The organism is Siminovitchia jepli, from assembly GCF_047228825.1.
Taxonomy (GTDB): Bacteria; Bacillota; Bacilli; order Bacillales; family Bacillaceae_C; genus Siminovitchia.
In genome coordinates, this window is the sequence record NZ_JBFEGN010000009.1 from 1 (window position 1) to 26,159 (window position 26,159).

At 44.2% G+C, this 26,159-nt stretch carries 27 protein-coding genes; 3 read left to right on the forward strand and 24 right to left on the reverse strand.

Going from position 1 to position 26,159, the window contains the following annotated elements; all coding sequences use genetic code 11:
* The first annotated feature begins 134 nt into the window (after window positions 1–134).
* A complete protein-coding gene (locus AB1L08_RS05955) occupies window positions 135–1,109 on the forward strand; it encodes a M23 family metallopeptidase (protein ID WP_413063817.1) in 975 nt (324 codons plus the stop codon).
* Between the two features lie 261 nt (window positions 1,110–1,370).
* Here the strand turns inward: AB1L08_RS05955 and yunB are convergent, their stop codons facing one another.
* The 23 genes from yunB to AB1L08_RS06065 form a co-directional block, all read right to left on the reverse strand.
* Window positions 1,371–2,138 (reverse strand): sporulation protein YunB, encoded by a 768-nt coding sequence (yunB, locus tag AB1L08_RS05960; protein WP_413063750.1) that lies wholly within the window; start codon window positions 2,136–2,138, stop codon window positions 1,371–1,373.
* 67 nt (window positions 2,139–2,205) lie between these two features.
* The gene (locus tag AB1L08_RS05965; protein WP_413063751.1) at window positions 2,206–2,508 is read right to left on the reverse strand and encodes a YunC family protein; all 303 of its coding nucleotides are present in this window, start codon (window positions 2,506–2,508) and stop codon (window positions 2,206–2,208) included.
* A gap of 82 nt (window positions 2,509–2,590) precedes the next feature.
* Window positions 2,591–3,967: a bifunctional metallophosphatase/5'-nucleotidase gene (locus tag AB1L08_RS05970; RefSeq protein WP_413063752.1), complete on the reverse strand. Its 1,377-nt coding sequence runs from the start codon at window positions 3,965–3,967 to the stop codon at window positions 2,591–2,593.
* Between the two features lie 18 nt (window positions 3,968–3,985).
* Window positions 3,986–4,828 carry a DUF72 domain-containing protein gene (locus AB1L08_RS05975; protein WP_413063753.1) on the reverse strand — a complete coding sequence of 281 codons (843 nt, stop codon included), beginning with the start codon at window positions 4,826–4,828 and terminating at the stop codon, window positions 3,986–3,988.
* Between the two features lie 132 nt (window positions 4,829–4,960).
* Window positions 4,961–5,344, reverse strand: a complete 384-nt coding sequence (gene panD / locus AB1L08_RS05980) for an aspartate 1-decarboxylase (protein WP_413063754.1) — start codon at window positions 5,342–5,344, stop codon at window positions 4,961–4,963.
* Between the two features lie 690 nt (window positions 5,345–6,034).
* Window positions 6,035–6,769 (reverse strand): ABC transporter permease, encoded by a 735-nt coding sequence (locus AB1L08_RS05985; protein WP_413063755.1) that lies wholly within the window; start codon window positions 6,767–6,769, stop codon window positions 6,035–6,037.
* Window positions 6,770–7,465 carry an ABC transporter permease gene (locus tag AB1L08_RS05990; protein ID WP_413063756.1) on the reverse strand — a complete coding sequence of 232 codons (696 nt, stop codon included), beginning with the start codon at window positions 7,463–7,465 and terminating at the stop codon, window positions 6,770–6,772. It abuts the gene before it with no gap.
* A gap of 2 nt (window positions 7,466–7,467) precedes the next feature.
* The gene (locus AB1L08_RS05995) at window positions 7,468–8,355 is read right to left on the reverse strand and encodes an ABC transporter ATP-binding protein (RefSeq protein ID WP_413063757.1); all 888 of its coding nucleotides are present in this window, start codon (window positions 8,353–8,355) and stop codon (window positions 7,468–7,470) included.
* Between the two features lie 117 nt (window positions 8,356–8,472).
* On the reverse strand, window positions 8,473–9,753 hold the full coding sequence (locus AB1L08_RS06000; protein ID WP_413063758.1) for a sensor histidine kinase: 1,281 nt from the start codon (window positions 9,751–9,753) through the stop codon (window positions 8,473–8,475).
* The gene (locus tag AB1L08_RS06005) at window positions 9,750–10,424 is read right to left on the reverse strand and encodes a response regulator transcription factor (RefSeq protein ID WP_413063759.1); all 675 of its coding nucleotides are present in this window, start codon (window positions 10,422–10,424) and stop codon (window positions 9,750–9,752) included. The genes AB1L08_RS06000 and AB1L08_RS06005 overlap by 4 nt, the downstream gene beginning before the upstream one ends.
* 101 nt (window positions 10,425–10,525) lie before the next feature.
* Window positions 10,526–11,923, reverse strand: a complete 1,398-nt coding sequence (gene sufB / locus AB1L08_RS06010; protein ID WP_413063760.1) for a Fe-S cluster assembly protein SufB — start codon at window positions 11,921–11,923, stop codon at window positions 10,526–10,528.
* An 18-nt stretch (window positions 11,924–11,941) separates the two neighbouring features.
* Entirely contained in the window at window positions 11,942–12,385 is a 444-nt protein-coding gene (gene sufU, locus AB1L08_RS06015; protein WP_413063761.1) for a Fe-S cluster assembly sulfur transfer protein SufU, read from the reverse strand.
* Window positions 12,375–13,604: a cysteine desulfurase gene (locus tag AB1L08_RS06020; protein ID WP_413063762.1), complete on the reverse strand. Its 1,230-nt coding sequence runs from the start codon at window positions 13,602–13,604 to the stop codon at window positions 12,375–12,377. Before AB1L08_RS06020 ends, sufU begins: the two co-directional genes overlap by 11 nt.
* A complete protein-coding gene (gene sufD, locus AB1L08_RS06025) occupies window positions 13,601–14,914 on the reverse strand; it encodes a Fe-S cluster assembly protein SufD (RefSeq protein ID WP_413063763.1) in 1,314 nt (437 codons plus the stop codon). The genes AB1L08_RS06020 and sufD overlap by 4 nt, the downstream gene beginning before the upstream one ends.
* 17 nt (window positions 14,915–14,931) lie before the next feature.
* A complete protein-coding gene (sufC, locus tag AB1L08_RS06030) occupies window positions 14,932–15,717 on the reverse strand; it encodes a Fe-S cluster assembly ATPase SufC (RefSeq protein WP_413063764.1) in 786 nt (261 codons plus the stop codon).
* A 184-nt stretch (window positions 15,718–15,901) separates the two neighbouring features.
* Window positions 15,902–16,060 carry a YuzK family famiily protein gene (locus tag AB1L08_RS22560; protein ID WP_489686521.1) on the reverse strand — a complete coding sequence of 53 codons (159 nt, stop codon included), beginning with the start codon at window positions 16,058–16,060 and terminating at the stop codon, window positions 15,902–15,904.
* Window positions 16,061–16,183: 123 nt separating this feature from the next.
* Entirely contained in the window at window positions 16,184–16,489 is a 306-nt protein-coding gene (locus AB1L08_RS06035) for a thioredoxin family protein (RefSeq protein ID WP_413063765.1), read from the reverse strand.
* A 10-nt stretch (window positions 16,490–16,499) separates the two neighbouring features.
* The gene (locus AB1L08_RS06040; protein ID WP_413063766.1) at window positions 16,500–16,853 is read right to left on the reverse strand and encodes a toprim domain-containing protein; all 354 of its coding nucleotides are present in this window, start codon (window positions 16,851–16,853) and stop codon (window positions 16,500–16,502) included.
* 106 nt (window positions 16,854–16,959) lie between these two features.
* The gene (gene gcvH, locus AB1L08_RS06045; RefSeq protein ID WP_413063767.1) at window positions 16,960–17,343 is read right to left on the reverse strand and encodes a glycine cleavage system protein GcvH; all 384 of its coding nucleotides are present in this window, start codon (window positions 17,341–17,343) and stop codon (window positions 16,960–16,962) included.
* A 71-nt stretch (window positions 17,344–17,414) separates the two neighbouring features.
* Entirely contained in the window at window positions 17,415–17,774 is a 360-nt protein-coding gene (locus AB1L08_RS06050; RefSeq protein WP_413063768.1) for an arsenate reductase family protein, read from the reverse strand.
* Between the two features lie 156 nt (window positions 17,775–17,930).
* Complete coding sequence (locus AB1L08_RS06055) at window positions 17,931–19,715, reverse strand: acyl-CoA dehydrogenase FadE (RefSeq protein ID WP_413063769.1); 1,785 nt, start codon at window positions 19,713–19,715, stop codon at window positions 17,931–17,933.
* A gap of 16 nt (window positions 19,716–19,731) precedes the next feature.
* Window positions 19,732–20,910: an acetyl-CoA C-acetyltransferase gene (locus tag AB1L08_RS06060; protein ID WP_413063770.1), complete on the reverse strand. Its 1,179-nt coding sequence runs from the start codon at window positions 20,908–20,910 to the stop codon at window positions 19,732–19,734.
* A gap of 32 nt (window positions 20,911–20,942) precedes the next feature.
* The gene (locus tag AB1L08_RS06065) at window positions 20,943–23,327 is read right to left on the reverse strand and encodes a 3-hydroxyacyl-CoA dehydrogenase/enoyl-CoA hydratase family protein (protein WP_413063771.1); all 2,385 of its coding nucleotides are present in this window, start codon (window positions 23,325–23,327) and stop codon (window positions 20,943–20,945) included.
* Between the two features lie 306 nt (window positions 23,328–23,633).
* Between AB1L08_RS06065 and AB1L08_RS06070 the strand changes: the two genes are divergently transcribed.
* Window positions 23,634–23,909, forward strand: coding sequence for a hypothetical protein (locus AB1L08_RS06070; RefSeq protein WP_413063772.1), 276 nt, complete (start codon window positions 23,634–23,636; stop codon window positions 23,907–23,909).
* A gap of 26 nt (window positions 23,910–23,935) precedes the next feature.
* Entirely contained in the window at window positions 23,936–24,283 is a 348-nt protein-coding gene (locus AB1L08_RS06075; RefSeq protein ID WP_413063818.1) for a spore coat protein, read from the forward strand.
* A 200-nt stretch (window positions 24,284–24,483) separates the two neighbouring features.
* Here the strand turns inward: AB1L08_RS06075 and AB1L08_RS06080 are convergent, their stop codons facing one another.
* Window positions 24,484–26,046, reverse strand: a complete 1,563-nt coding sequence (locus AB1L08_RS06080) for a multicopper oxidase family protein (RefSeq protein ID WP_413063773.1) — start codon at window positions 26,044–26,046, stop codon at window positions 24,484–24,486.
* Window positions 26,047–26,159 lie beyond the last annotated feature (113 nt).

Sequence of the window (26,159 nt, forward strand, 5' to 3'; positions counted from 1 at the left end):
CCTCCCCGTGATTTGTAGTGTATACAGGCTCCTTCAAAAATAGATTACTACTTTAAAACGAAAGATAAAAGGCATAACGCTTCATTTTCATGCAGTGTTGTGCCTTGAGCGTAGCGAAAGGAATGATTATAAAAATGAGGAAATTCCTATTCCTGGTTCTGATACTATTTCTTTTTATCCCTTCCCATAAAATTGACGCGAAAGAAACATCACCGGAAGAGATGTACACACAACGAATGGATTTATATAAAAAAACAGAGGCAATATCCGGTGTTCCCTGGTACTTTATTGCTGCCATTGATCAATACGAACGGAGCATCCGCCATGTCAGGAAAGATCTTCCCAAACCTGATGGTTTAACGGGTTTTTATATGGACGCTTTAGAATGGGGCGGACCATTAAATCCGAACGTGGAAGACAACAACCCAAAGACGATTACATTTTTTGGGGGAAAGGGACTGGATGGAAACGGAGACGGAAAAGCGAGTCGAACGAATAATGAGGACCTATTATTTACAGCCGCCTCCATCATTTCTCCGTATGGTGTCAATGACACGAACGTCCGAATGGCATTATGGAATTATTATAAAAGAGATAAAACAGTGAGTATCATCATGACAAATGCCAAACTATACAGAACATTCAATCGCATAAATCTGAATGAAAGCGTGTTCCCGATCCCGAAAGGGTACAACTATACTTACCATAATACTTGGGGAAAAAGCAGGGGATGGGGCGGCAGGAGAATGCATGAGGGTACAGACATATTCGCTTCGTATGGCACACCTGTACGTGCTGTTCGATATGGCGTTGTTGAAATAAAAGGCTGGAACAAATATGGAGGATGGCGCGTGGGGATCAGGGATTTAAACAATACGTACCATTACTACGCCCATCTAAACGGTTTTGCAAAGGATTTAAAAATCGGTGATGTCGTAAAACCTGGACAAGTCATTGGAAGTGTAGGCAGTTCAGGATACGGACCTCCGGGTACTGCAGGAAAGTTTCCTCCACATCTTCATTTCGGCATGTATAAAGATAACGGGATCAACGAGTGGGCATTCGATCCATATCCTTACCTGAAAGCATGGGAATGGGCAGACAGATAAAAGCTAACGATGGACAGAAGAGATCCCATCAAAAGTGAAAGACTGGAATAGAATCAAATTTGATCGTTTTCATGGTTACCGGATCGTATTTGTACAAACCTCGATCGTATGTCGGGGTTACCGGTCCTATTTGCACAAAACTCGATCGTATGCCGGGGTTACCGGATCGTATGTTGGATTTGATTAAATTGGCGAACAGCCCTTTTTGAAAAAGCTTCGGGAAAGCACCCGAAGCTAAAATTGCCTGCTTTGATGACCACACTACGGAGAATTATCCTGTTTCGGGAATTGAATGGACGGATTGGTGTTCCCGCTGTTGTTGTAAAATTGCGGCACATCTCCCGGATACAATCCTATGGCAATGGGAACTTCCTGTTGAACAACTGCCTCTTTCGTTCCAAACGGGATAATGATTTGTACATTCACCTGAACCTGTATGGATATGGTTACAAACATATTATTAATGGGATATTGTTCCACCCTTGTATCGACATTTGTGGTGACGTCTCCGATAGCGGTAAACCGGATGGGTATACGTGGCCCCAAGTTGCCGAGAAGGGCGTTGTTTGTTGCCTGTCCCAGCGGGAAGGAATAAACAATCCCCTCTCCTTGTGAAGAAGATTCATAGTCAAATTCAACCCCGGTTTCTTCCGTGAGAGCATCCAGATTGCCTGCTTCGGCCTGTTTTAAATTCAACTGGATTGCCCTGGTAATATCTGCCTGGATTTGGTTAATGATGTCCGTTTTATACTGTACGGATGAACCTCCCGATCCATTCTGAACCATTTCCGTAATCTCCCGTATGTCTTTTACGTTTGGAATCACCTCTTTTACCGCCTTGCTGATGACTATGGGAGCAATTTTTTTCGTTTGTGATTCTGCATATCTCGTTAACGTCGGCTTAATGCCGTAATTCACGATCCAAAGCCCCGCAGCAGTTGACAATAAAAAAAAGACGAAAGAAATGAGTATGACATATCGGAACGGCAGCGGACCGCGCCGGAATTTGCGAGCGCGAAAATGAGTCAACAAAAATCCCCCCCATGGTTAGCATATGCGGACATGGGGGGTAATAGCTCTTTGAGAAAAAAATCATCTATATCATTTTTAATAATGCATCGCGCCCTTTTGTTCCGGCGGATATTCCGAGCTCCCCGGCAGCAGCCGTCACCGATTCGAGCGGCGCTTCCAGCAGCTGTTCAATCGTTTTTACTCCGACAGCCCTCCCCGCGATAATCCCGCGTTCTTTCAGCTTGTCATTTAAGAGCCCGACATCAAGGGCGCCGCACATAATATATCCACGATCATTGGACACGGCGAGCAACGTCGTTTTTGGCAAACGGACGGTGGAAGCTACAAACATGTGTCCGTCAATCATTACAGGTTCAATTGAAACCATCCAATCCACCCCTTCTGATACCCATATATATGAAAAAGAGGAAAGAATGGTTCACATTGGCATTTGGAAAGGGGTTACCCGTCTACGGCATTTGGTATAACCGGATTAAATACCATTCCATCACATCGCGCAAAAATTCGGGGAGATAATATGTTTTCGCTTTTGCATGCTGTATCTGCGGAAAAAACTTGCCGAAAGTAAACATGTCAAGAGTGGCAATCTCATAGGTCTCTTCAAGATCGAGAGGTTTGCCGCCAATTTTGATGATATCGCTTTGAAAATCCGCTGCAATTTGGTGATAGATAAATTTTCCCATCATGACTCCCCTGAACCCCAGCCCTTGAAACTTTAGCTGAGGCAAATGGGTCCGTTCGGCCTGGTACAGGACTTCCTTTAGCTCTTCTCCTGTCAGCTCCACTTTACAAGGGTTGATCGGATGAGGCAGCATGCGGTGGATATCATATTTGGTGACCGGTCCTTCATCAAGCCGGGACAGGAACAGCCCGGAATTGACAAGGGCGCAATCAGCCCCGCACCAATGATAAAGCGCTTCGGAAAGCATGGCTGGAAGCTCCGAACGCTTATCCCAAGAATACGTAAGCGGCTTAGGCAGCGAAACGACCTCTGCGGACAGCATTTTTTTGCCAATTTCTCTCCATTCATGCATCTGCTCAGTTTCATCCGGTGGAGCAGCCAAGTATGCCGTTTCGAATAGAGCGGCCTGGAACGTTTTGGTGGATACATCCCCAATCTCCCATTCCGCTGATACGTAACCGACATATTCTCCGTACCTTCCTGCCGCCCCCAAAATAGCTTCGCCTGCCTGTTCTCCGCTTGGCAAAACGTGATGTGTGTGCCCTCCCAGAATGAGATCAACCGCAGGTTCATTTTCCGCTATCCATTGATCAGCCTGCAGGCCCAAATGGGAAAGAACAATAATGACATCCGCCTCATGCCGAAGCATATCAATTTGTTTGGAGAGTGCCTGGAGAGGTTCACCAAGTTCCCAATCCAAAAGATTATATAAGCGGTGATAGTGGGCGGTTACGCCCGTCACGCCGATTTTTGCCCCTTTCGAAGTCGTGTACATCCGGCGCGGAAGGGCCCAGGCCGGCCTGTTCCCTTCCGGCAAAAACAAATTGGCCAACACGACATCAAACCGGGCGTCATCATACAGTTCATCCAATGAGCGATGATCCAGCGTCATTCCCTCATTGTTGCCGATTGTAACGGCTGTATAGCCGGCCTCGTTTAACAGTCTGACATTCCCTTTTCCCTTTGTTCCTTCCGTAAAAGGGTGCCATCTGTCAACAAAGTCGCCGCAATCAAAAACGAAGACATCCTCACCTTCAGCTTCATGGGCCGCTTTTCTTTCTTTTAAAAAACGATGGATCCGCGGCCAATTTTCCAGGTGGCTATGAATGTCATTCGTATGATAAATATGAACTCTTTCCTTCACATATCCACTTCCCATCCGTCAAAACAAATCAAGCTGCCTTGCTGCAAGTCCCTTATATTGTATGCCCAGCAAATCAATTAATTCTTTCGCGTTGCAGGCAGCATCCCCGCCGGAATTATTATTGAACAGAACAAAGACGTCCTTCGTTTCTGTTTGCAGCGTTAAAATATGTTCTTTCCATTGTTCCAGTTCTTTTCGACTGTAGCGGTATAAATACCGGGTCTTCCGCCAGTTTTTCTCCCCTGGCTTCATCCATGCAGGGGTATTGCGCCCATGCATGCGAATAAGTGCTTGATCCTTATCCGTGGCAGTGAGCACAATCGGAACAGAGGCTTCACCCACTTGGGGTTCGTCACAAACAACATGAATCCAACCTTCTTCTTTTAAAAATTGAAGCGTCTTTTCATGAAAACGGGGAGAAAACCATGTTTGATTTCTAAATTCCGCGGCAGCCGGAAATCTTTCCATCCTTTGCCGGCACATCCGTAAATAATCCACATTCTCTTTTGTACAATTGAACCATGGCGGAAACTGGAACAGCACCATCGCCAGCTTTCCACTCTCGGCAAACGGCTCGATCGAGTCAATATAAGCGTTAAACATTTCTTCCCTTGATGAAAACGGAATATCCCCGCGTTCATGCCCTGTCATGCCTTGATAAGCCTTGACGACAAACCGAAAATCCGCGGGCACATCTTTCACCCATCTTTCCACGTTCCGGGCCGGCTGAACGGCATAAAAGAATGAATCCACCTCAACGGTCGGAAAATGTGCCCCATACTCCTTTAATTTATCACTTGGAGCAATCCCTTTTGGATATAAATCGTGGTCTCCCCATCCGGTGACTCCTACATAAATCATATGCTCACCATCATTTCGTTTTCATACATATTATAACAAAGGCAAAAATGAACACGTAGTATATATAACCGTTAATACCCATAGTAAACTATGAGACCCTGACCTTTTCATTTGGCTTTTGGGAAGAAGCCGTTACAAAATTGTATTTGCCGGCTCGGCAGACAAGATCTCTTTAATCTGGTTGTTCTCATCCATAATGGCCACTTTCGGCTGATGGGAAGCGACTTTTTCTTCAGGTACAAGAACGTAGGAAATAATGATGACAATATCCCCCACTTGCACGAGGCGGGCGGCAGCTCCGTTCAGACAAACAACACCGCTCCCCCTTTCCCCGGGAATGATATAAGTTTCAAAGCGGGCACCATTGTGATTATTGACAACTTGAACTTTTTCGTTTGCCGCCATCCCCACTGAATCCAAAATATCCGCGTCAATTGTAATACTGCCTACATAATTTAAATTGGCCTCAGTTACGCGGGCGCGGTGTATTTTTCCATTCATCATCGTTCTATACATACTGACTCCTCCTGTTTGAAAATTGGATTCAAAATCAAAAAATGCAGAAGGATCTTGTTTTTCCTGTGTTCATGTCATCCTTCTGTCCCTGTCCGAAAGGGATCCGGGCAGATATAATTTATTTTAACAGTTCGGCAATGGTGCAGTTCAAATAATGATACCGCCCATCAAGATTATATCAAAAACAAAATCCCCCGCCTACATATTGTCTATTCCGACACATAGTCTTCCATTTATAATGAGAAGACCATATTTTTCAAAGGAGACTTGTTAATGAAAAGCGCTGTTCCTTGTCCACAATGTGAATGCGAAAATGTTCTACCTGAAAAACGGATTTTCGATTGTCGGCGAGGACCCTACAGATGATGCGGGTCGCCTAAAACTACATTGAAAAGAGGATGGGATATAAGTAAAAAAATCATTGAAAATGGTGTAAGTACTGAAAGTAAAACCGCATGAAATCAAGGTTTTAAATTTGATTTCATGCGGTTTCTTGATTTTCACTAATTTTTGTCCCTGTCTCTTTTTGTTCAAATTGTTAGTCTAATAGAAAGTTAATCATAATTCTTTGGAGAGAAAATCAGTTCATAAGGTGTCCCCACTCATTTTTTGTAACAGTCGGACACATCCAGCTCAATTTCAGTGTTAAAGGACGCTTTCCGCAGGCTTTTCTTCAGCCTCCTGCCCCTTTTAAATGGCTTTGCGATTGAAACTCAATAAACCCAACAGGAGAAATAGAATAAAGCTGCCACCTGTAACGAGTAACACTTGGCTTATCGGCACAAAGAAAATCCCTGGCATATTTTCTTCTGCATACATCATAAAGAATGGTTGCGCCCAAGGATAATAAGGACCAAAACGTTCTGAATTAATCGCTAAAATCCCCGGTAATGTAAAAATCACATTTAAGGTAAAAGCTACTGCAAAGCTGCGCCAATGCATCGCGGCCCAAAGTTGCAAAGCAATCATCGGAAATGTTGCAATCCAACCGCCAAAAATGAATTTGCTAATCACGATAAATGGGAAACTTTCTTCAAATCCATTCACCATACCCGCCACATAAACAACGACACCGTACATCAATTGAATCACTAAAACGAGAATTGCGATTAAGACAAATTTCGCTACATAAATTTGCGAGCGCGTAACAGGTAATGCAGCGAGCTGTTTCCAACCACCCGCTTGATGCTCGTAACGACAAACGATTCCTGCCAACACCCCAGTGATTAAAGGAAGGAATAATAAAGCATAGGGGAGATTCATAAACAAAAATAAGCTATACCACGGATTGAAGCCTTCCATCTGAGACATCATCGGATTCATCGCACCTATAAGCAATGTGAGGAGCGGACCAATAATAAGTAGCGCGTAAATGTTATTGCGTTTTAGCTTATACCATTCCGCTTCTAGTAATGAGACAAACATTTATTTAGCATCCTTTCGGTAAAAATCATACATACCCATAAAAAAAATAACGACACCTACACTAATGCCCAGTGCTGCATTCCACATTGGATTCGGTAAATAAATCCATTTCCAAGGCGTCCAATCCGGGAAGGAAAAAGCGGAATACGTCATTAAAAATTGTACAATTCCTACAGTGATCGCAACGGCTTGTGATTTACTCACAACCGAAATCCATAACTGCAGTGCGACAATTGGTAAAACGGCTAACAGAGGCAATGTACTTTGTTTGAATACTATTTCGTATGGAATCGATTGATTGAAATCCAAAAATATTCCATAAGCAATAGTGAAAATAATTAACAGTACAGATGCAACTACTAAATAGCAGAGGACAATAAAAAACTTCGCAGCATATAAACCTTTTTTCGATAATGGCAATGCCAATTGAAGCTTCCAGGCATTTGTTTCCTCTTCCACTCCTGCAATTTGAACCGCTAAGATGATGCTGCCGAGTACAATGGCAAGCGGAATAAATCCTTGAACGTTTATTAAATAATAGCCCCAATAATCCGGACTTTGTTGCATTAGCCACTCTTTTCGATAACCATAATTGATCATCTGCATAGCAACCACACCAAATGCGCCCAGAAACGCAAGCACTGGAAATCCTTTGCGTTTAATTTTGGCAAATTCAGCTTGCATTAACGTCATCATATTCAAGACGCCTCCTCTATCATCCGAAGGAAAATCTCCTCTAGTGAACGTCGCTCTTCTTCTACACGATAAATAGCAATATGTTGTCCCGTTAATTTTTGAATAGCGCCTGCAACCTCTGCATCCGCGCGAGGCTCACAGTACAACCATTTTCCTTCTATTTCCCCGCCTACAATTTGCTGCGCTTGTTGTACATCACTCACACGCATGCGTAAACGACTCTTTGCCAAAGTACGCATCGTTTGAATATCATCTTGATAAATGAGTTTTCCTTTTGCAATGACACCAATCGTTGTGGCAATTTGGTCAATCTCCGAAAGCAAGTGACTTGAAATCATAATGGTTGTTCCGTTTTTTGCTAATTCTTTAATGAGTGACCGCATTTCAATAATGCCTTCCGGATCCAAACCATTTGTAGGCTCATCTAAAACTAATAATTTCGGTTCATGCAATAAAGCTTGTGCAATCCCCATACGTTGTTTCATCCCAAGTGAGAAGCCTTTGACTTTTTTATCCGCGACATGACTTAATCGCACCATTTCTAAGACATCCGCAATACGCTTTTCAGGTACTTTTAAAACTTTACGCAACACTTCTAAGTTTTCCTTTGCAGTTAAATGCGGATAATAGGATGGATTTTCAACTAATGAACCGACTTGCTGTAGGATCTCTTTTCGATGCTTTTTTAAATCTTGGTTAAAAACTTGAATATCACCAGCGGTCGGTTTCATTAAGCCTAACAGCATCCGAATCGTCGTTGACTTCCCCGCGCCATTTGGACCGAGAAAACCATAAATTTCTCCTTCTTTAATTTTTAAATCAATACTTGAAACGGCCGTATGTTTTTCAAATTTTTTCGTTAAGTTGGTTGTTTTAACTATATATGTCATCTCATCCACCTCACTTTTAACTTTAAAGGCCATAGTTTAAAGTTAAGGGTACATTTGTTTAAAATTCGTTTAAAAAAGCGTACTCGAAAAACTCGAATACGCTTTGGTAAATTATATTTAAGCTTTGGGGTGTAATTGAATCGTCGTACCAGACACCGTACTATCAATAACAAGGGCTAAATTCATTTTCTCAGCCATTAACTCAACGATGGAAAGCCCAATTCCCGCTCCTTTCATATGAGCATGCTCGGTAAAACCTCGTCCTTTATCCATCACTGTTATGTGATTATCTTGCACAACAACGCGAATAAATTTTCCCTCATTAGCATGGCGCAATACATTTTGGAACAGATTATCGAGTATCCGTTCAAGCCATACTTGATCAATATGCCACACAAGCTCTTCAACTTCCAATTCCACATCAAACCCTTGCTCTTCAAACAACGGATACCATGAGGCAATACTTTGATTCACAAGCCGGTCTATACGTACATCTTGAGCTTCATAACGCATTTTATTTGCTGTGAGTAAAGAATAAGACATCAAGTTCTCGATTAGGTTGTTCATCGTACTAATGGAATGATCCAAATGCTCAGCTTGTTCAACAGGCACATTTTGCAATTGTGCACGCATTTTAGTGAGTGGTGTTTTTAAATCGTGTGATAAATTAGCAATCAATTCCCGGCGTAATTGCTCTTCCTCCTGTTCGCGTTTTTTAGCTTCTCTAAGTTCATCCACCATATTATTAAAAGCTTGTTCGACAGCGCCGATTTCATCTTTTTTCTTCACTTCTATGCGAATAGGCAAGCCATCCACCTCGCGAATTGTCATCGCTTCTTCCAAATTGACCAAGCGCTTTAAAATACGTATGAAAAATAATAGCGAAATACCTAAAAAGCCAACCATTAATAAGATTGCGATGAATAAAAAGCCTGATTCCATTTTAGCTGGTTCTAATGATTCACGCTCCATTTGTAAAACTAAAAAACCATTTTCATCTTGATTCCCTACAAAACGGATAACGGTAAAGATTGGGCCATCATAATGCGCTTGGATAAAGCGTGTAGTCTCTACCATATCCCAGTGCTCAGGTAATGTTGTAGCATCGTTGTCGTACCATTTTTTCACGAGTTCGCCATTCGCATTGACATAAAAAAAGCTCGCTTGCGGGTAATCAGTATGCCATTTTTCAACAATCGTCTCCATATCATCTAATGTTGCCCCGTAAACATCTTCAGTCCAGCGCTCTTCAATTTCTTGTATAGTCGGTACATCCGAAACCAAACGTTCAAAGTTGATACCAACCATATATAGAATCGTCACAAGCTGCAAAAAAGCTAAAGCGATAAGAATTAAAAAAATGTATTTTGTGAGTAATGAATGCCAAATCTTTTTCATGCTCTCACCCGGTAACCGATACCTCTTACTGTTTCAATAATTTGAGGCTCTGATGGGTCTTTTTCAATCTTTTCACGCAAATAACGAATATGTACCATAAGCGTCTTATCTCCGTCCATATACGGCTCTTGCCATACTGCTTCATACAACTGTTCCTTCGTTAAAATTTGATTCAAATGCGTAACAAAATAGCGGAGTAAACCATATTGCGTCTGCGTCAATAAAATCTCTTCACCGGTTTCTGTATCGTGCACTGTGAAATCTTTCGTGCGGACTTCAATATGTTTTAAGCGAATCGTCTCATTTGTTTTATTGAAACGGCGTAATAACACTTGAATCCGAGCTATAATTTCTTCTACTTGGAAAGGCTTCGTTACATAATCATCCGCAATACTCAAGCCTTCTAATTTATCATCTAACATCGAACGTGCCGAAAGCATTAAAATCGGAAGGTCTTCATACTCCCGCTTTAATTTGCGTGCAATCGAAAAACCGTCCAACCCCGGCAGCATAATATCTAAAATCGCAATATCCGGGGTAAACTTATCATCACTCTCTTCATACAGCTGAAAAGAAGGGTAATTATGTACAACAAAACCCGCTTGTACGAGCGCTTGTTTCAGCCAATTGGCAATTTCAACTTCATCTTCAATATATAAAACATCTATCATATCTTCACTCCTTCTATGTATAAAATAACATAACACTATTGGAAACATGATAAATATAAATAACCCGTCACAAATATGGATGTGACGGGTTTTGTATGATATTAACCTATTGAACCTTCCATTTCGAACTTAATCAAACGGTTCATTTCTACCGCGTATTCCATCGGAAGTTCTTTTGTAAATGGTTCAATGAAGCCCATGACGATCATTTCGACTGCTTCCTGTTCGCTGATGCCCCGGCTCATCAAGTAGAAGAGCTGCTCTTCAGAGACTTTGGAAACTTTTGCTTCGTGCTCCAATGAAATGTTGTCATTCAAAATTTCATTGTAAGGAATTGTATCTGATGTGGATTTGTCATCCAGGATCATTGTGTCACACTCGATATTGGAGCGGGCGCCGTCAGCTTTTCGTCCGAAATGGACCATTCCGCGGTATGTGACTTTGCCGCCGTGCTGTGACATTGATTTGGATACAATCGATGATGTTGTGTTTGGCGCCAAGTGGATCATTTTCGCCCCGGAATCCTGATGCTGGCCTTTTCCGGCTAATGCAATGGAGAGCGTCAGTCCTCTCGCACCTTCTCCTTTTAAAAATACGGCCGGATATTTCATCGTTACTTTGGACCCGAAGTTGCCGTCGATCCATTCCATTGTCGCATTTGCTTCACAAACTGCACGTTTGGTCACAAGGTTATAGACGTTGTTCGCCCAGTTTTGGATCGTTGTATAACGGCAATAACCATCTTTTTTAACGATGATTTCAACAACCGCACTATGAAGTGAGTTTGTTGTATAAACAGGTGCCGTACATCCTTCAACGTAATGGACGGATGCTCCTTCATCCACGATAATCAGTGTACGCTCAAATTGGCCCATATTTTCGGAGTTGATCCGGAAATATGCCTGAAGCGGCGTATCGACTTTTACTCCTGGGGGCACGTATATAAACGAGCCGCCGGACCAGACAGCCGAGTTCAAAGCTGCAAACTTGTTGTCCGTTGGCGGAATGACCGTTGCCCAATGTTCACGGAAAATGTCTTCGTTTTCCTTCAGGGCTGAATCCGTGTCTTTAAAAACGATTCCCATTTTTTCGAGATCTTCTTTCATGTTGTGATAAACAACCTCTGACTCGTATTGCGCGGAAACACCAGCCAGGTACTTTTGTTCAGCTTCCGGGATTCCCAGCTTGTCAAAAGTCTGCTTAATTTCTTCAGGCACTTCATCCCATGAACGCTCCGTATGCTCAGATGGCTTCACGTAATATCTGATTTCATCAAAGTTCAGGGCGTTTAAGTCGCCGCCCCATTGCGGCATCGGCATTTTATAAAAGTGTTCAAGCGATTTCAGCCGAAAGTCAAGCATCCATTGAGGCTCTTCCTTCATTTTCGATATTTCTTCGACAATTTCCCGTGTCAAACCGCGCTCGGTCCGGAAAATGGAAACATCTTTATCCCTGAACCCATACTTGTAATCACCAATTTCGGGTATTTGTTTCGCCATTGTTCATTCCTCCCTCTTTTATTGGTGCTCCTTTAATCCTTTTTCCATCGCTTTCCATGCGAGCGTGGCGCATTTGATACGCGCTGGAAATTTGGATACTCCTTGCAAAGCTTCGATATCGCCGAGATCAAGATCTTCTTCCTTGTCGTCAAGATCTTTTCCCTGAATCATTTCAGAGAATATATGCGCGAGTTTCAAAGCAGAATCCGTATCTTGGCCAATAATGGCCTGTGTCATCATGGAAGCAGATGCCATGGAAATGGAGCAGCCTTCCCCCTCAAATTTGGCATCCGCAACGATTCCGTTATCCAGCTTCATCGTTAAATGGATTCGGTCTCCGCATGTCGGGTTGTTCATGTCCACCGTCAGGTTTCCGTCGTTTAGACTCCCTCTGTTCCGCGGATTTTTATAATGATCCATGATTACTTGCCTGTACAGATTGTCAAGGTTGTTAAAAGACATTCGTGAAATACTCCTTTGTTTTAACTAGGCCTTCAACGAGTCTGTCAATGTCTTGCTCATCGTTGTATATATAAAAGCTTGCCCTTGCCGTCGCGGAAACATCCAGCCATTTCATGAGCGGCTGTGCACAATGATGCCCCGCCCTCACGGCAATCCCTTCCGAATCGAGTACTGTAGCCACATCATGCGGATGGACCCCTTCTATATTAAATGTCACGACCCCTGCCCGCTTTTCCGGTTCAGCAGGACCGTATATGGTTAAACCGTCAAGTTGGGACATCTTTTCCATTGCATAGGCCGCGAGTTTGTGCTCATGTTCAAGGATTGCTTCCCGGCCAATCTCATTTAAAAAATCGATTGCGGCACCGAGTCCGATTGCCCCGGCAATAATCGGGGTTCCGGCTTCAAATTTCCATGGAAGTTCCTTCCACGTCGATTCGTACAGTCCGACAAAGTCAATCATCTCGCCGCCAAACTCGATCGGTTCCATGTTTTCTAGATGGGCCTTTTTTCCATATAATACGCCAATCCCTGTAGGGGCACCCATTTTATGGCCGGAAAAAGCATAAAAGTCAGCATCCAGATCCTTCACATCAATTGGTACATGCGGTGCTCCCTGAGCGCCATCCACAACCATGACTGCTCCATTCTGATGGGCAATGGCTGCCAATTCCTTAATCGGATTAATCACGCCCAACACATTCGAAACGTGTGTGACGGAAACGATTTTCGTTTTCTTGCTGATCGCCTTTTCAGCATCTTCGAGCTTGATCGTGCCGTCTTTTTGAAGAGGAATATATTTAAGTGTTGCCCCTTTTTCCCTGGCAAGCTGCTGCCACGGAATAATATTGCTGTGATGTTCCATATAAGTAATGACGATTTCATCGCCTTCCCCGACGTTTGCCCGCCCGTAGCTTGCAGCAACCGTGTTGAGTCCCGTCGTCGTCCCTCTTGTAAAAATGACTTCTTCGGCAGAGGATGCATTGATAAATTTCCTGACCTTTTCGCGGGCGCCTTCGTATTTGTCGGTAGCTCTCGTCCCAAGCGTGTGGACACCGCGGTGGACGTTCGAATTGTATCCTTTATAATATTCTGCCAGCGTCTCAATGACTTGGATCGGCTTTTGGGAGGTCGCAGCACTGTCCAAGTATACAAGCGGTTGTCCATTTACTTCCTGGTCCAATATGGGAAATTGTTTGCGCACCTCACTCCAGTTCATGATTGCACTTTCCTTTCAATGATTTCGACCAATTGGCGTTTCACTGCTTCGATCGGCAGTTTTTCTACAACAGGAGCAAGGAAACCGTGAATAATCAGCCGTTCCGCATCTGCTTTGGGAATCCCGCGGCTCATCATGTAAAAGAGCTGCAACGGATCTACACGTCCTACAGATGCCGCATGCCCTGCCATTACGTCATCTTCATCGATGAGCAAAATCGGGTTGGCGTCGCCTCTCGCTTTTTCACTGAGCATTAATACACGGGATTCCTGGTTGGCGTTTGCCTTTGAAGCGCCTTTTTCAATTTTTCCAATTCCGTTAAAGATGGAAGAAGCGGCATCCTTCATAACGCCATGGGTTAAAATAAAACCTTCCGTGTGTCTGCCACTGTGCACGATGCTTGTCGTAAAGTTTTGCGTTTGGCTTCCCCTTCCGATGACAACGGTTTTCGTATCACCGTTTGAACCTTCGCCAATCAAGTTTGTTGTGGTTTCAGCGATCGTATTGCCGTCGTTCATCAACCCGAGAGCCCAATCAAGCCGGGCATCCCGACCGGTAATTCCCCGGCGGTTGACGTAAACCGTGGACCCTTTTGCCAGTGTATCAACCGCTCCATAAACAACTTTGGCGTTATGATTGGCAATGACTTCAGATACAATATTGACAATAGCATTTACCTCTTCGTTTGTGGACAAGTAGTTTTCCACGTACGTTACAGAACTATTGTCATCTGCAACAATGAGGACATGGTTAAACATCGCCGCATCTTTGTCGTCAAATATATAAACAGCCTGAACAGGCTCGGTTATTTGAACATTTTTTGGCACATATAAAAATGCCCCTCCGTTGACAAGCGCTGCATGAAATGCCGTCAATTTATGTTCGTCAACTTTTACCGCATCCGTCATGAAATATTTTTTCACCAAATCAGGATGTTCGGCAACAGCTGAAAATAGATCGGTGAAAATGACGCCCTGTGCTTTCAATTGGTCAGACAAGCTCACATAAGCAGCCTGGTGATTGTATTGAACATATAAGTTTTGATTGCTTTCTTCCATGTCAACGACGGATTTGGCCACCTCCGGCAAGTCGGAAAGAGACTTAAAAGTACGGACTTCCGCTTCATGCTTCGGGAATTCGGTGAAATTCCAATTTGTAATCCGTGTTTTATCCGGCTTTGGCATCGCAAGTTCATCCACTTTGCCAAAAGCATCCAATCTAAACTGTGTAAACCAGTCCGGTTCATTATGTTTGTTTGAAAAAGAACGAATGTATTGTTCATCGATCGTCATTTTCGTATCAGTTGTCATTTCAATCCCCCTACCGCTTATGCTTCCTGGCCAACTGTTTCATCTTCAATGCCAAGTTCTCCCTTGATCCAGTCATACCCTTCCGCTTCCAGACGATGTGCAAGTTCCGGACCGCCCGATTTTACAATCCTTCCCTGCATCATCACATGGACATAGTCGGGGGTGATGTAATTAAGAAGCCGTTGGTAGTGAGTAATGATCATGCATCCAAAGTCATCGCTTCTCATCTCGTTGATTCCTTGTGAAACTACTTTCAAGGCATCTATATCAAGGCCAGAGTCAATTTCATCCAAAATGGCAAATTTCGGTTTTAACATTAACAACTGCAATATTTCATTGCGCTTTTTCTCCCCGCCGGAAAATCCTTCATTCAAATAACGCTGTGCCATGTTCGGATCCATTTCAAGAAGCTCCATTTGCTTATCCATCTCGCGGATGAATTTCATTAACGAAATTTCTTTTCCTTCTTCTCTGCGGGCATTGATTGCTGTACGCAAAAATTCGGCATTTGTTACTCCGCTGATTTCACTCGGATATTGCATGGCCGCAAACAAACCGGCTCGCGCACGCTCATCCACTTCCATTTCGAGCACATCTTCCCCATCCAGCGTAATGCTGCCGCCTGTTACTTCGTATCTGGGATGCCCCATAATCGCGGCGGATAATGTGGATTTACCAGTTCCATTCGGCCCCATTACCGCATGAAATTCCCCGTTTTTTATTTCCAGGTTTACACCTTTTAAGATCTCTTTTCCGTCAATGGACACATTAAGATCTTTAATTGTTAACGTTGATGCCATCATTATTACCTCCGGATATAGAAATGTATTTGAAACTCGATTATTTTTTCATCTAAGTCCTAGTTTCCATCTTATCGCATTTTAAAATTATTATCAACTAGACAGCGCATAAGTATTGTTTCCCATCATTTTATTTGAGAATTTTCTCATTAGAAACAGGCCTTTGTTTAAACAAAGGCCTGTTTTTTCATAGTACGTTTGTTACGTTGCCGGTTATATTTAATATCGCCATTCGGGACTTGGCATATTCAGCTTCCCGCTTTTTTTCTACTTCCATTCTGGCATCATGATTTTGCCTGTATGTTTCATACCCTATGCCGTGTGCTCCATGAAATGCTTTTTCCATTACATTCGTATATCGAATGTCCAGGGAGTTAATAAAAAACCAATCCTTTCATTACCTTATTTACAATCATTCATATGTTTACCCCTTCATTGAGAACCTAAACTTTTTAACCAGGTATTTATTTTAACCATATTCTTTTAAAATTTCAACCAAGTATGGAATCGAGCGGAAGGCATATATTTTTCTGGAAACAGCCCCGCGGTTTAAGATCAGCAGGCAGGGCACACTTTCAATCTTGAAAAGTTCCGCAATTTCCGGAATATAATTCAAATCGGCTTTATAAATGGTTTTTCCATTCATTTCTTCAATGATATCAAGCATACGGCCTGCCACCCGGCACGTTCCGCATAACGGTGTATAAAAATATAAAATGGGCGATTCTTTCTTTTTTATCGCTTCAAGGATGTCCTTTTTTGTCCATTCTTGCATAAGCTGACCATCATCCTTTTAATAAATACTGTGCATGAACATCAATATGCGCCCTGATCAAAATATGGGCGAGGGTTTCGTACGGGGCTGTGGCCACTTCCTTGAACTTTCGGTCAATATAAAGATGGCGGGCAAGCGGAAATTCCCGTTTTAACTGTTTCCGCAAGTTCTCGCCGGAAGCATCTGCGTCAACGAGTATATATACATCTTTCCCCTCCAGCTCTTCAGATAATTCTTCCAGCCGCGACAACCCAATCGTACCGTTTGTGCAAATGATGCCCACGGGCTCTTTAATAATTTGTTGAATCCTTTTCTTGTCAGACAATCCTTCCACAATGATGACTTTTTCATAAGAATCATTCACCAGGCTGACCCCGCTTTCACGAAAACCAGATGCATAAGTACGGCTGCTTTTTATATTATGAGGAAAAAAACACCTTGGAACACGTCCAAGGCGCTTTCATCTTTTCTTATCCTTCGCTTGTCATTTTTTCATAGTCTTCGGCAGACATTAAATTTTCCAATTCGCTGCGGTCAGACAATTCTACAACGATCATCCAGGCTTTTTCATATGGAGATTCGTTGACAAATTCAGGGTTGTCCTCAAGCTCTTCGTTTACCTCAACGACCTTGCCGCTGACAGGTGCATAAAGTTCAGAAACGGTTTTGACCGATTCAACGCTTCCGAAAGGCTCGTCCGCTGTCACTTCATCTCCTACTTCAGGAAGTTCGACGAAAACAATGTCTCCCAGTTCGGATTGGGCAAAATCGGTAATGCCGATTCTTACTTTTTCCCCTTCTTCCTTTACCCATTCATGTTCTTCAGAATATCTCAGTTCGGCTGGTGTATTCATCCAAATCCCTCCATCATCTCTTTATTGATTTAAATGTACATAAAGAAAACTTTGAAAGCAAGAAAACATTCTTATTTCGTCCATGTTTCTTCAAATTCTGCTTCCTTAAACCCGACAGTGACTTTGTTTCCGTCCGTTACAATCGGGCGTTTGATGAGCATGCCGTCGGACGCAAGCCAATCGAGGAGTTCTTCATCAGAAGCGTTCTTTACTTTGTCTTTCAGCCCAAGCTCCCGGTATTTTTTGCCGCTCGTGTTAAAAAACTTTCTTAACTCCAATCTGCTTTTTTCATGCAAGTTTTTCAACTCCTCCTTCGAAGGAGGATTGTCAACGATATGTATCTCCTCAAACTCAAGCTGCTTCTCTTCCATCCACTTTTTCGCTTTGCGGCATGTGCCGCATTTCGGATAAGCGTACATCGTAAGAGGCATTAAATCACCTTCCTTTTTCTCTCATAAAAGATATGACAATATATTCGCCAAATTTTTCAAAAAACCTTTTTTTTAAAAAAAGAGATTATGATATGAATATAAAACAAACCACCGCGCCCGGGCAAATTAAAGGGCACGATGGTTTTTGACATTTTGTTAAACGATAAAGCGTTCCGCTGCGATCAGGGCATCGGCCGCTTCGCGTTTTTTGGCGATCACATTGATCGGGGTGTGGCGGATCAGCTTTCGGAGAGCAGAGTTCATCATCCGGAAGGAATCCCCTTCTTCAATTGCTGCCAAACATTCTCTTGCAAGCTGCTCCACCTTTACGATCGAGTCTTGACAAAAGATCTCTGTATATAAAACTTTTTGTCTGTTTTTCTCAAGGCCGTCGCGGGCGAGCGCTTTTTCCGTCCGGAGAACGGCTGATTCCATTGCGTAGCCCAATGAAACGATATCTGCGAGTTTCCCCAAAACTTCCTGTTCATTTTCCAGTGCTTTTCCATACTTCTGTGCCGCCAGCCCGGCAATCATGAGTGCTGCTTTCTTTGCCCCGCCCGTCAATTGTTTTTCCTGGGCGAGCGGCTCATCCCCGGGCTCTTCCGGCATGAGCATCATCAGTTCTTCCTGTAGGCTTTGGGCCTTGGCTAGGAGCGGCAGTTCCCCTTTAAACGCTTTTCGCAAATAAGTGCCAGGAACGAGCAGGCGGTTAATTTCGTTTGTTCCTTCAAAGATCCGGTTGATCCTCGAATCCCGGTAAGCCCGTTCAATTTCGTATTCCTGCATGTATCCGTAGCCGCCGTGAATTTGCACACCTTCATCGACAACATGATCGAGCACTTCCGTTGCGAACACTTTATTCAAGGAACATTCTATGGCATACTCCGCGATCGATTTCGCTACCTCCGTTCCGTTGTTGATCTCTTCTTCGGTCAGCCGGCTCATCCGTTCTTCAAACAGGCCGACTGTACGGTACACCGAGCTTTCGGAAGCATAAAGCTCCGCACCAAGCGTTCCGAATTTTTCCTTCGTCAAATTAAACTGGGAAATCGCCGTCTTAAATTGCTTGCGCTCGTTTGCATATTTCAGCGTAATTTCCAGCGCCCGTTTTGAGGCGCCAACTGCTCCGACACCGAGCTTGTAACGGCCTATATTTAAAATATTGAACGCAATTTTATGGCCTTTCCCGATTTCGCCAAGCACGTTTTCAGCCGGAACCTGGGCATCGTCCAAAATAAGCGTTCTTGTCGAGGAACTTTTGATCCCCATTTTCTTTTCTTCGGCACCTGTTGAAACACCTGGAAAATCACGTTCCACGATAAATGCCGTAAAATGCTCTCCGTCCACTTTGGCATATACGATAAATACATCAGCAAATGCCGAGTTCGTGATCCATTGTTTCTCCCCATTTAAAACATAGTGAGTCCCGGCATCATTCAGTTTGGCTGTCGTTTTGGCCCCGAGCGCATCTGAACCCGAACCAGGCTCGGTCAGGGCATAAGCCGCCAACAGCTCCCCTGTCGCAAGTGAAGGCAAATATTTCCGCTTTTGCTCCTCATTTCCGAAAAGGACGATCGGCAAGGAACCAATGCCGACATGGGCCCCGTGGGAAATGGAAAATCCGCCGGCTTTTGACATTTTTTCCGCAATAAGTGCCGAGCTGATTTTATCAAGTGCAAGTCCGCCATATTCCTCCGGTACGTCTGCTCCGAGCAGGCCAAGTTCTCCCGCCTGCTTCAACAGTTTGACAGAACGGTCAAATTCGTGGTTTTCCAGATGTTCGACTTGCGGCATTACCTCATTTGTTACAAAATCATCCGTCGTTTTGGCGATCATTTTTTGTTCTTCTGTGAAATCTTCCGGAGTAAACAGTTGATCCGGTGTAATATCTTCTATTAAAAATGCCCCGCCTTTTACCAGCTTTTTCGTTTCTTTTTCCATGATGACAACCTCCCTTTTAGGATAGCAATTCAAATACGCCTGCGGCTCCCATGCCGCCCCCGATACACATGGTCACTACGCCAAACTGGACATTTCTTCTCTTCATTTCATGGGCCAGAGTCAAGGTAAGCTTTGTGCCCGTGCAACCGAGCGGATGGCCAAGTGCAATAGCGCCCCCGTTGACGTTTACGATCTCCTCATTTAGGCCAAGCTCGCGGATCACCTGAATCGCCTGTGATGCAAAAGCTTCATTCAATTCAAACAACCCGATGTCGGACAGCTCCAGGCCCGCCAGTTGGAGTGCTTTGGGTATGGCTTTTACAGGCCCTACGCCCATGATTTCGGGCGGAACACCCGCCACGGCGAACGAGCGGAATTTTACCAGCGGCTTCAGTCCGAGAGAGTCGGCCTTTTCACGGTCCATGACCATTACGGCTGCCGCCCCGTCACTCGTTTGTGATGAATTTCCCGCTGTCACCGAGCCGTTTACGGAAAAAGCGGGACGCAGCTTGGCAAGCACTTCCATATTCGTGTCAGGGCGGACTCCTTCGTCCCTGGAAAAACGGACTTGCTTTTCTTGAAGCTTGTGATCCGGCCCCACCGATCTGATCGCTACATCAACCGGAACGATCTCATCGTCAAATTTTCCTTCGCCGATCGCCTTCGCCGCTTTTTGATGGCTCCGAACGGCAAATGCGTCCTGGTCTTCCCGGGTTACGCCAAATTGTTTGGCCACTTGTTCTGCGGTATGGCCCATGCTCATATAATATTCCGGAGCTGATTGGACAAGCTCCACATTCGGCCGGACGATATGTCCTGTCATCGGAACGAGGCTCATCGATTCCGCGCCGCCTGCAATGATTGTATCGGATGCTCCCAACATGATTCTTTCGGCCGCATAAGCGATCGACTGCAATCCCGAAGAGCAAAACCGGTTGATGGTAATGCCCGGAACATCATCCGGCAGGCCCGCAAGCCCGCCTATATTCCTTGCCATATTGAGACCTTGCTCCGCTTCGGGAACGGCGCATCCGAAAATGACATCATCAATATTGCCATTATAATCGCCCGCCCGCTTCAGTGTTTCCTTAACTGCGAGCGCCCCAAGATCATCCGGCCGCACTTGGGCAAGCGTCCCCTTTTTCGCTTTTCCGACCGGCGTCCTGGCACCGGCCACGATGACTGCTTCACGCATCATATTCCTCCTCGCTTTCTAACAATCTATGATCAGTTTCGTAACGGTTTTCCTTTCACGAGCATGTGCTGCATGCGCTGCTGGGATTTCGGATCTGCCGCGAGACTGAGGAAGGCTTCCCTTTCAAGATCGAGCAAATATTGTTCATCCACTTCCGTTCCGAACGGCACTTTTCCGCCAGCAATGACATATGCCAGTTTTTTCGCTATTTTCATATCATGTTCTGATAGGTAGCCTGAAAGCCGCATCGCTTCCGCACCAAGCAGTAAAGTGGCGTATCCTGTTTCCCCCGTAACCGGGATTTTTTCACGGACCGGCGGCCTGTATCCTTTTTTATGAAGCTCAAGGACAACCTGTTTCGCATCATGGATTAAATGGTCGCCGTTGATGGAAATGCCGTCCAAATCATTCAAAAAGCAATTTTCGGCTGCTTCTTCGGCCGATGTGGATACTTTTGCCATCGCAATCGTTTCAAATACTTTGTTTGCCACTTTTTGCAAATCTACTTCTATTGCTTCCGGCAAGCTTTTTAATGTTTTGATGTAAAGTTCTTTATTTCCGCCGCCGCCCGGGATCAGGCCTACCCCTGTTTCAACAAGGCCCATATACGTTTCCAGCGATGCCTGTATGCGTGCTGCAGGCAGACATACTTCCGCCCCGCCGCCGAGCGTCATGCCAAATGGAGCTGCTACAACCGGCTTTTCGCTGTACTTGATGTTCATCATCGCCTGCTGGAATTGGCGGACGACAAGATCAACTTCATAAATATCATCATCCTGGGCCGCCATCAAAATCATTGCCAGGTTGGCACCCACACAGAAATTTTTCCCCTGGTTGCCAATCACAAGGCCCTTAAAATGCTTTTCCGTTTCTTCAATCGCGTAATTGATCATTTGAATAATGTCAAAACCGATGGCGTTGCTTTTCGAATGAAATTCAAGCAGCGCAACACCGTCGCCAATATCCATGAAACTGGCGCCTGCGTTTTTCTTCAACACTTTTCCTTGTTTTTTTAGCAGCCTCAAGTCTATAACTTTCGGATTCAAGCTTTCTTCCTTATATACACCACTGTTGTAATATTGCTTTCCGGCTTCCGTTTCTTTGTAAAAACTGGCATCTTTGCGGGCAACCATGTCTTTTACCCAGCCTGGAACCTGGATGCCGTCCGCTTCCATTTTTTGTACGGACTGTTCTACCCCAATTGCATCCCACATTTCAAACGGTCCGAGTTCCCAGCCGAACCCCCATTTCATGGCCCGGTCAATCGAGACAATATCATCGGCGATTTCCCCAAGCAGTTCAGCAGAAATGGCCAAAACGGGAGCGGTGATGTTCCAGAGCAATTTTCCTGCCCGGTCTTCCGAATAGATAAGCGCTTTCAACTTGTTTTTCGTGCCTTTGGCCTGTTTCGCCATTTCAAGAGACGGGGTATTCAGTTTCTTTCTTGGTTCGTATTCCATCGTTTCGGGGTTGAGTTCAAGGATTTCCTTTCCTTTTTTCAAATAAAAGCCTTGCCCCGATTTACTTCCAAGCCACCCATTTTCAAGCATTTTCATCATGAAGCCCGGCACTTTAAATACTTCTTTTTCTTTGCCTTCGACTTGTTCGTAGACATTGTTTGCAACGTGCACAAAGGTGTCGAGACCGACCACATCGAGAGTCCGGAATGTAGCGCTTTTGGGTCTTCCGATGAGCGGCCCGGTCACCGAATCCACTTCCCCGATGCTGTATCCGCCCTTAGACATTTCCCTTACAGCCACGAGCAGGCCGTATGTCCCGATCCTGTTGGCAATAAAGTTCGGCGTATCTTTTGCAATAACGACCCCTTTGCCAAGCACATCCTCACTGAATTTCTTCATAAAAGCCAATGCTTCGGGATCGGTTTTTCCTGTCGGAATAATTTCCAGCAGCTTCAAATAACGGGGCGGGTTAAAAAAGTGAGTGCCCATAAAGTGCTTTTGGAAATCCTCCGTACGTCCTTCGGCCATTGCTTCAACCGAAATTCCGGAAGTATTGGAAGTAACGAGCGTCCCCGGCTTTCTGTATTGGTCAATCTGTTCAAACACGTGCTTTTTAACCGCAAGATTTTCAACAACGACTTCAATAATCCAATCCACTTCTGCGAGTTTTTCCAAATCATCTTCCAAATTTCCGGCAGTAATGAGGTTGATGTGCTTTTTGCTGGACAGCGGTGCCGGCTTTTGTTTTAACAGCTTTTTTAAAGCCTGCTCCGCATTTCGGTTCCGCACCTTTTTGTCTTCAAGCGTCAGGCCTTTCGCCTTCTCTTCTGCAGTCAGCTCTTTCGGTACGATATCCAACAGGATGACAGGGATCCCCACGTTGGCAAGATGGGCAGCAATGCCGGAACCCATGACGCCGGATCCAAGAACTGCCGCTTTTTGAATGCGAAATGACAATGCAATTCCTCCTCTGCAACTTTTTGAATGAATGCTCATTCATTTTATTTTTAAAAAAAACCTCATTGGTAAAATGAGTATCGTTATTTATTAATATATCGGAATTTTTGACGTGACGCAATCCATTATATGAAAATATTTTTTTTTATCATAAAAAGGACGTTCCCCTATCGTATATTCTTCCCGGTTGATTCCGCAAAGATTTGCAATGATGATGCCACTTTTTGATAAGAAAACAAGCCCTATGCATAAAACAATTTTTTCCACAAAGACTATTATTGCAAAACCATTTAAGGAGGGAAACGAATGCAAAACGAACAAATGCATCCACAGCAAGCACAAAATCAGCAGCCGATCATGGAACAGCCGCCCCACGTCATTACGACGAAAGATTTGGCCTATATTAATGATATGCTGGCGTGGAATTTGCTGACGATGAAAAAAGCCCATTTCTTTGCGCAGCAATGCCAGGACACAGAAATTAAATCCGAATTGGATCAATGCGGGCAAATGCATCAGCGGCATTATGAAATGCTGATGGCCCATTTGCAGGAAAAACAACAGAACAACCAATTCATGTAAGCCGGAAAGGAGCAATCACGTTGCAAATGAATCAAAACCATCAGGCCGGCCGCAAAATCCAAAATCCGGCCGCACAAGTCCCGAAAACGCCACAAATGAATGACAGGGATTTTACGAATGACATGCTTTCTACGGAAAAATACATGACAAGGAGCTATGCAGTTGCGCTGCACGAAGCAAGCCACCAGCATTTATACGACGACTTGCTGACGATTTTTAATGAGACCCAGCATGCACAGCGGAGACTGTTTGAACTCATGTTCCAAAAAGGCTGGTATTCATTCGATGCCGAAACCGAGCAAAAAATCCAGCAATCGTATCAGCAGCATGCCGGATATACAAATCAATTTCCGTATAGCGGGAATGTACAGTAAGGGATCTTAAGAAAGACGCTGGCGCGTCTTTCTTTGAGATGTGAGGCAAGAGGTTGGAATTGATTAAATTGGCGAACTGCCAATTTATACTTTTCTTTGGAAAAAGCAGGCCATGGCGGTCTGCTTTTCTTTTTTAACGAGGGGGGCGGAAGTTGGGATTTGCATGCTGAAATTGATTTTGTTTTTATCCATTATGCATGCTATCGTTCATGCTTTTTCCCGACAACCCTCATCGGCCTCATCATGTCATAATCTTCATGTTCTAAAATATGGCAATGCCACACGTAATCCCCGGTGTATTCCTTAAATTCCATGATGATACTTGTAACCATCCCGGGATCAGCTCTTACTGTGTCTTTCCAGCCTCTTTCAGATTCATCCGGCGCAATTTCCGGCCCTGTATAAATAATTGATCCATTTTCTTGAAATCGTTCCAGATCAAACGGCCTTCGGTGTAAAACTTTAAATTGAACAAGGTGAATATGAATGGGATGGGGAAATGCCGTCAAATTAATAAATTTCCATACTTCTGTACTGCCACGAACCGGTTTTTCCGTCACGAGGTCATCCCACATGCGATTGTCGAGCAGAAGAACCGGCCTTTCATATTGGTCCGTAATGGCGCTTAAAGTAAGCAGCCGTGTTTTATCGGCCGCATCTTCCGTTAATTGCTGCCCGGAATCCATTTTCACGGGAATTTCACTTGTATCTTTTTCAGAAAGCGGCAAGGTGACATCAAACCTCATGATGACCCCCATATCACCCTCTGAATTCGTATTTTGAAGAATGAGCTTTTTCCCCTGGAATGTCGAAAAATCAACGAGAATTTCCGTCCTCTCCGCCGGCTCCAATGAAACAGTCTCCAATTTCACCGGTTTTTCCAACAGCCCTCCGTCCGTTGCAATTTGATAAAACTCCCGTCCGTCTCCAAGCTTTAATGTATAAGAATTCGTATTGGAAGCGTTTAAAATTCTCAATCGATACCTCCGCGGCTCTACCTTCAGACGCGGCCAAAGTTTACCATTCACGGAGATCGTATTTCCGATAAAAAAAGGTTGGACCGAAGGATTTACAGGCGCAGGAGGATCCGAATTTTGCGGATAAAATAGTGAACCGTCAGGATTAAAGGATTTGTCCTGAATCATCAACGGAACATCAAATTTGCCACTCGGCAATTTTAGTCTCTTCTCAATGGGATCCCGAATCAAATAAAACCCCGAAAGGCCGGCATAAACATTCAATCTCGTAATCCCGATTGCATGGTCATGATACCAAAGCGTGGCCCCTCTTTGACGATTTGGATATTCGTATATTTTTCTTTTAAAAGCCGGCCCGGTCCGGGCAAAATCTCGCGAAAACCACGCTTCAGGATAACCATCGCTGTCTGAAGCGACATGGGCCCCGTGAAGATGCACAACAGTCCGGACTTCAGGGTTCCCCATTGTTCCGTGAAGGGTTCTGTCCACGGGGAAAAGGTGTTTTTCCGGCAGCTTATTCATCCACTTTACATAAACCGGTTTGTTTGTTTCGGTTTCAATCGTCGGACCCGGAAACATGCCATTATACCCCCATACAGTGGAAGGCGGGAAAAATTTATGAAACTGATGCCTCGTTTCGTTCATGGTGATTTCATAATAGACTTTATCTTCTTTGCGGTGTTTCGGTTTTGCTGTTTCCGGGATGGGCAATTCATCCACAAATTTGGGAATTGTTTCCGGTTTTGAAGGGTCAACAGTCATTGCAGGCTGCTTGGTGGTTTCCATTCTTTAAATCACACCTCCCTTGTTTATTTATGCCGTGTTATGCAAAAAGCCCTGTTTTGAAACAGGGCATGTGCGGACTCTTTTTTTATATATAAAAGACCAGCTTTGCGAAC

Excerpts from the sequence above, each read along its gene's own strand:
- AB1L08_RS05985 (WP_413063755.1), bottom strand. The coding sequence starts at position 6,769 with ATGTTTGTCTCATTACTAGAAGCGGAATGGTATAAGCTAAAACGCAAT.
- AB1L08_RS05975 (WP_413063753.1), bottom strand. The coding sequence starts at position 4,828 with ATGATTTATGTAGGAGTCACCGGATGGGGAGACCACGATTTATATCCA.
- AB1L08_RS06075 (WP_413063818.1), top strand. The coding sequence starts at position 23,936 with ATGAATCAAAACCATCAGGCCGGCCGCAAAATCCAAAATCCGGCCGCA.
- AB1L08_RS05990 (WP_413063756.1), bottom strand. The coding sequence starts at position 7,465 with ATGATGACGTTAATGCAAGCTGAATTTGCCAAAATTAAACGCAAAGGA.
- AB1L08_RS06060 (WP_413063770.1), bottom strand. The coding sequence starts at position 20,910 with ATGCGTGAAGCAGTCATCGTGGCCGGTGCCAGGACGCCGGTCGGAAAA.
- AB1L08_RS05955 (WP_413063817.1), top strand. The coding sequence starts at position 135 with ATGAGGAAATTCCTATTCCTGGTTCTGATACTATTTCTTTTTATCCCT.
- AB1L08_RS05995 (WP_413063757.1), bottom strand. The coding sequence starts at position 8,355 with ATGACATATATAGTTAAAACAACCAACTTAACGAAAAAATTTGAAAAA.
- AB1L08_RS06070 (WP_413063772.1), top strand. The coding sequence starts at position 23,634 with ATGCAAAACGAACAAATGCATCCACAGCAAGCACAAAATCAGCAGCCG.
- AB1L08_RS06035 (WP_413063765.1), bottom strand. The coding sequence starts at position 16,489 with ATGCAAGAATGGACAAAAAAGGACATCCTTGAAGCGATAAAAAAGAAA.
- sufB (WP_413063760.1), bottom strand. The coding sequence starts at position 11,923 with ATGGCGAAACAAATACCCGAAATTGGTGATTACAAGTATGGGTTCAGG.
- sufU (WP_413063761.1), bottom strand. The coding sequence starts at position 12,385 with ATGTCTTTTAACAACCTTGACAATCTGTACAGGCAAGTAATCATGGAT.
- AB1L08_RS06000 (WP_413063758.1), bottom strand. The coding sequence starts at position 9,753 with ATGAAAAAGATTTGGCATTCATTACTCACAAAATACATTTTTTTAATT.
- panD (WP_413063754.1), bottom strand. The coding sequence starts at position 5,344 with ATGTATAGAACGATGATGAATGGAAAAATACACCGCGCCCGCGTAACT.
- AB1L08_RS06020 (WP_413063762.1), bottom strand. The coding sequence starts at position 13,604 with ATGAACTGGAGTGAGGTGCGCAAACAATTTCCCATATTGGACCAGGAA.
- sufD (WP_413063763.1), bottom strand. The coding sequence starts at position 14,914 with ATGACAACTGATACGAAAATGACGATCGATGAACAATACATTCGTTCT.
- AB1L08_RS22560 (WP_489686521.1), bottom strand. The coding sequence starts at position 16,060 with ATGGAAAAAGCATTTCATGGAGCACACGGCATAGGGTATGAAACATAC.
- AB1L08_RS06080 (WP_413063773.1), bottom strand. The coding sequence starts at position 26,046 with ATGGAAACCACCAAGCAGCCTGCAATGACTGTTGACCCTTCAAAACCG.
- AB1L08_RS05965 (WP_413063751.1), bottom strand. The coding sequence starts at position 2,508 with ATGGTTTCAATTGAACCTGTAATGATTGACGGACACATGTTTGTAGCT.
- AB1L08_RS06005 (WP_413063759.1), bottom strand. The coding sequence starts at position 10,424 with ATGATAGATGTTTTATATATTGAAGATGAAGTTGAAATTGCCAATTGG.
- sufC (WP_413063764.1), bottom strand. The coding sequence starts at position 15,717 with ATGATGGCATCAACGTTAACAATTAAAGATCTTAATGTGTCCATTGAC.
- AB1L08_RS06055 (WP_413063769.1), bottom strand. The coding sequence starts at position 19,715 with ATGGAAAAAGAAACGAAAAAGCTGGTAAAAGGCGGGGCATTTTTAATA.
- AB1L08_RS06050 (WP_413063768.1), bottom strand. The coding sequence starts at position 17,774 with ATGCCTCTTACGATGTACGCTTATCCGAAATGCGGCACATGCCGCAAA.
- gcvH (WP_413063767.1), bottom strand. The coding sequence starts at position 17,343 with ATGAATACACCAGCCGAACTGAGATATTCTGAAGAACATGAATGGGTA.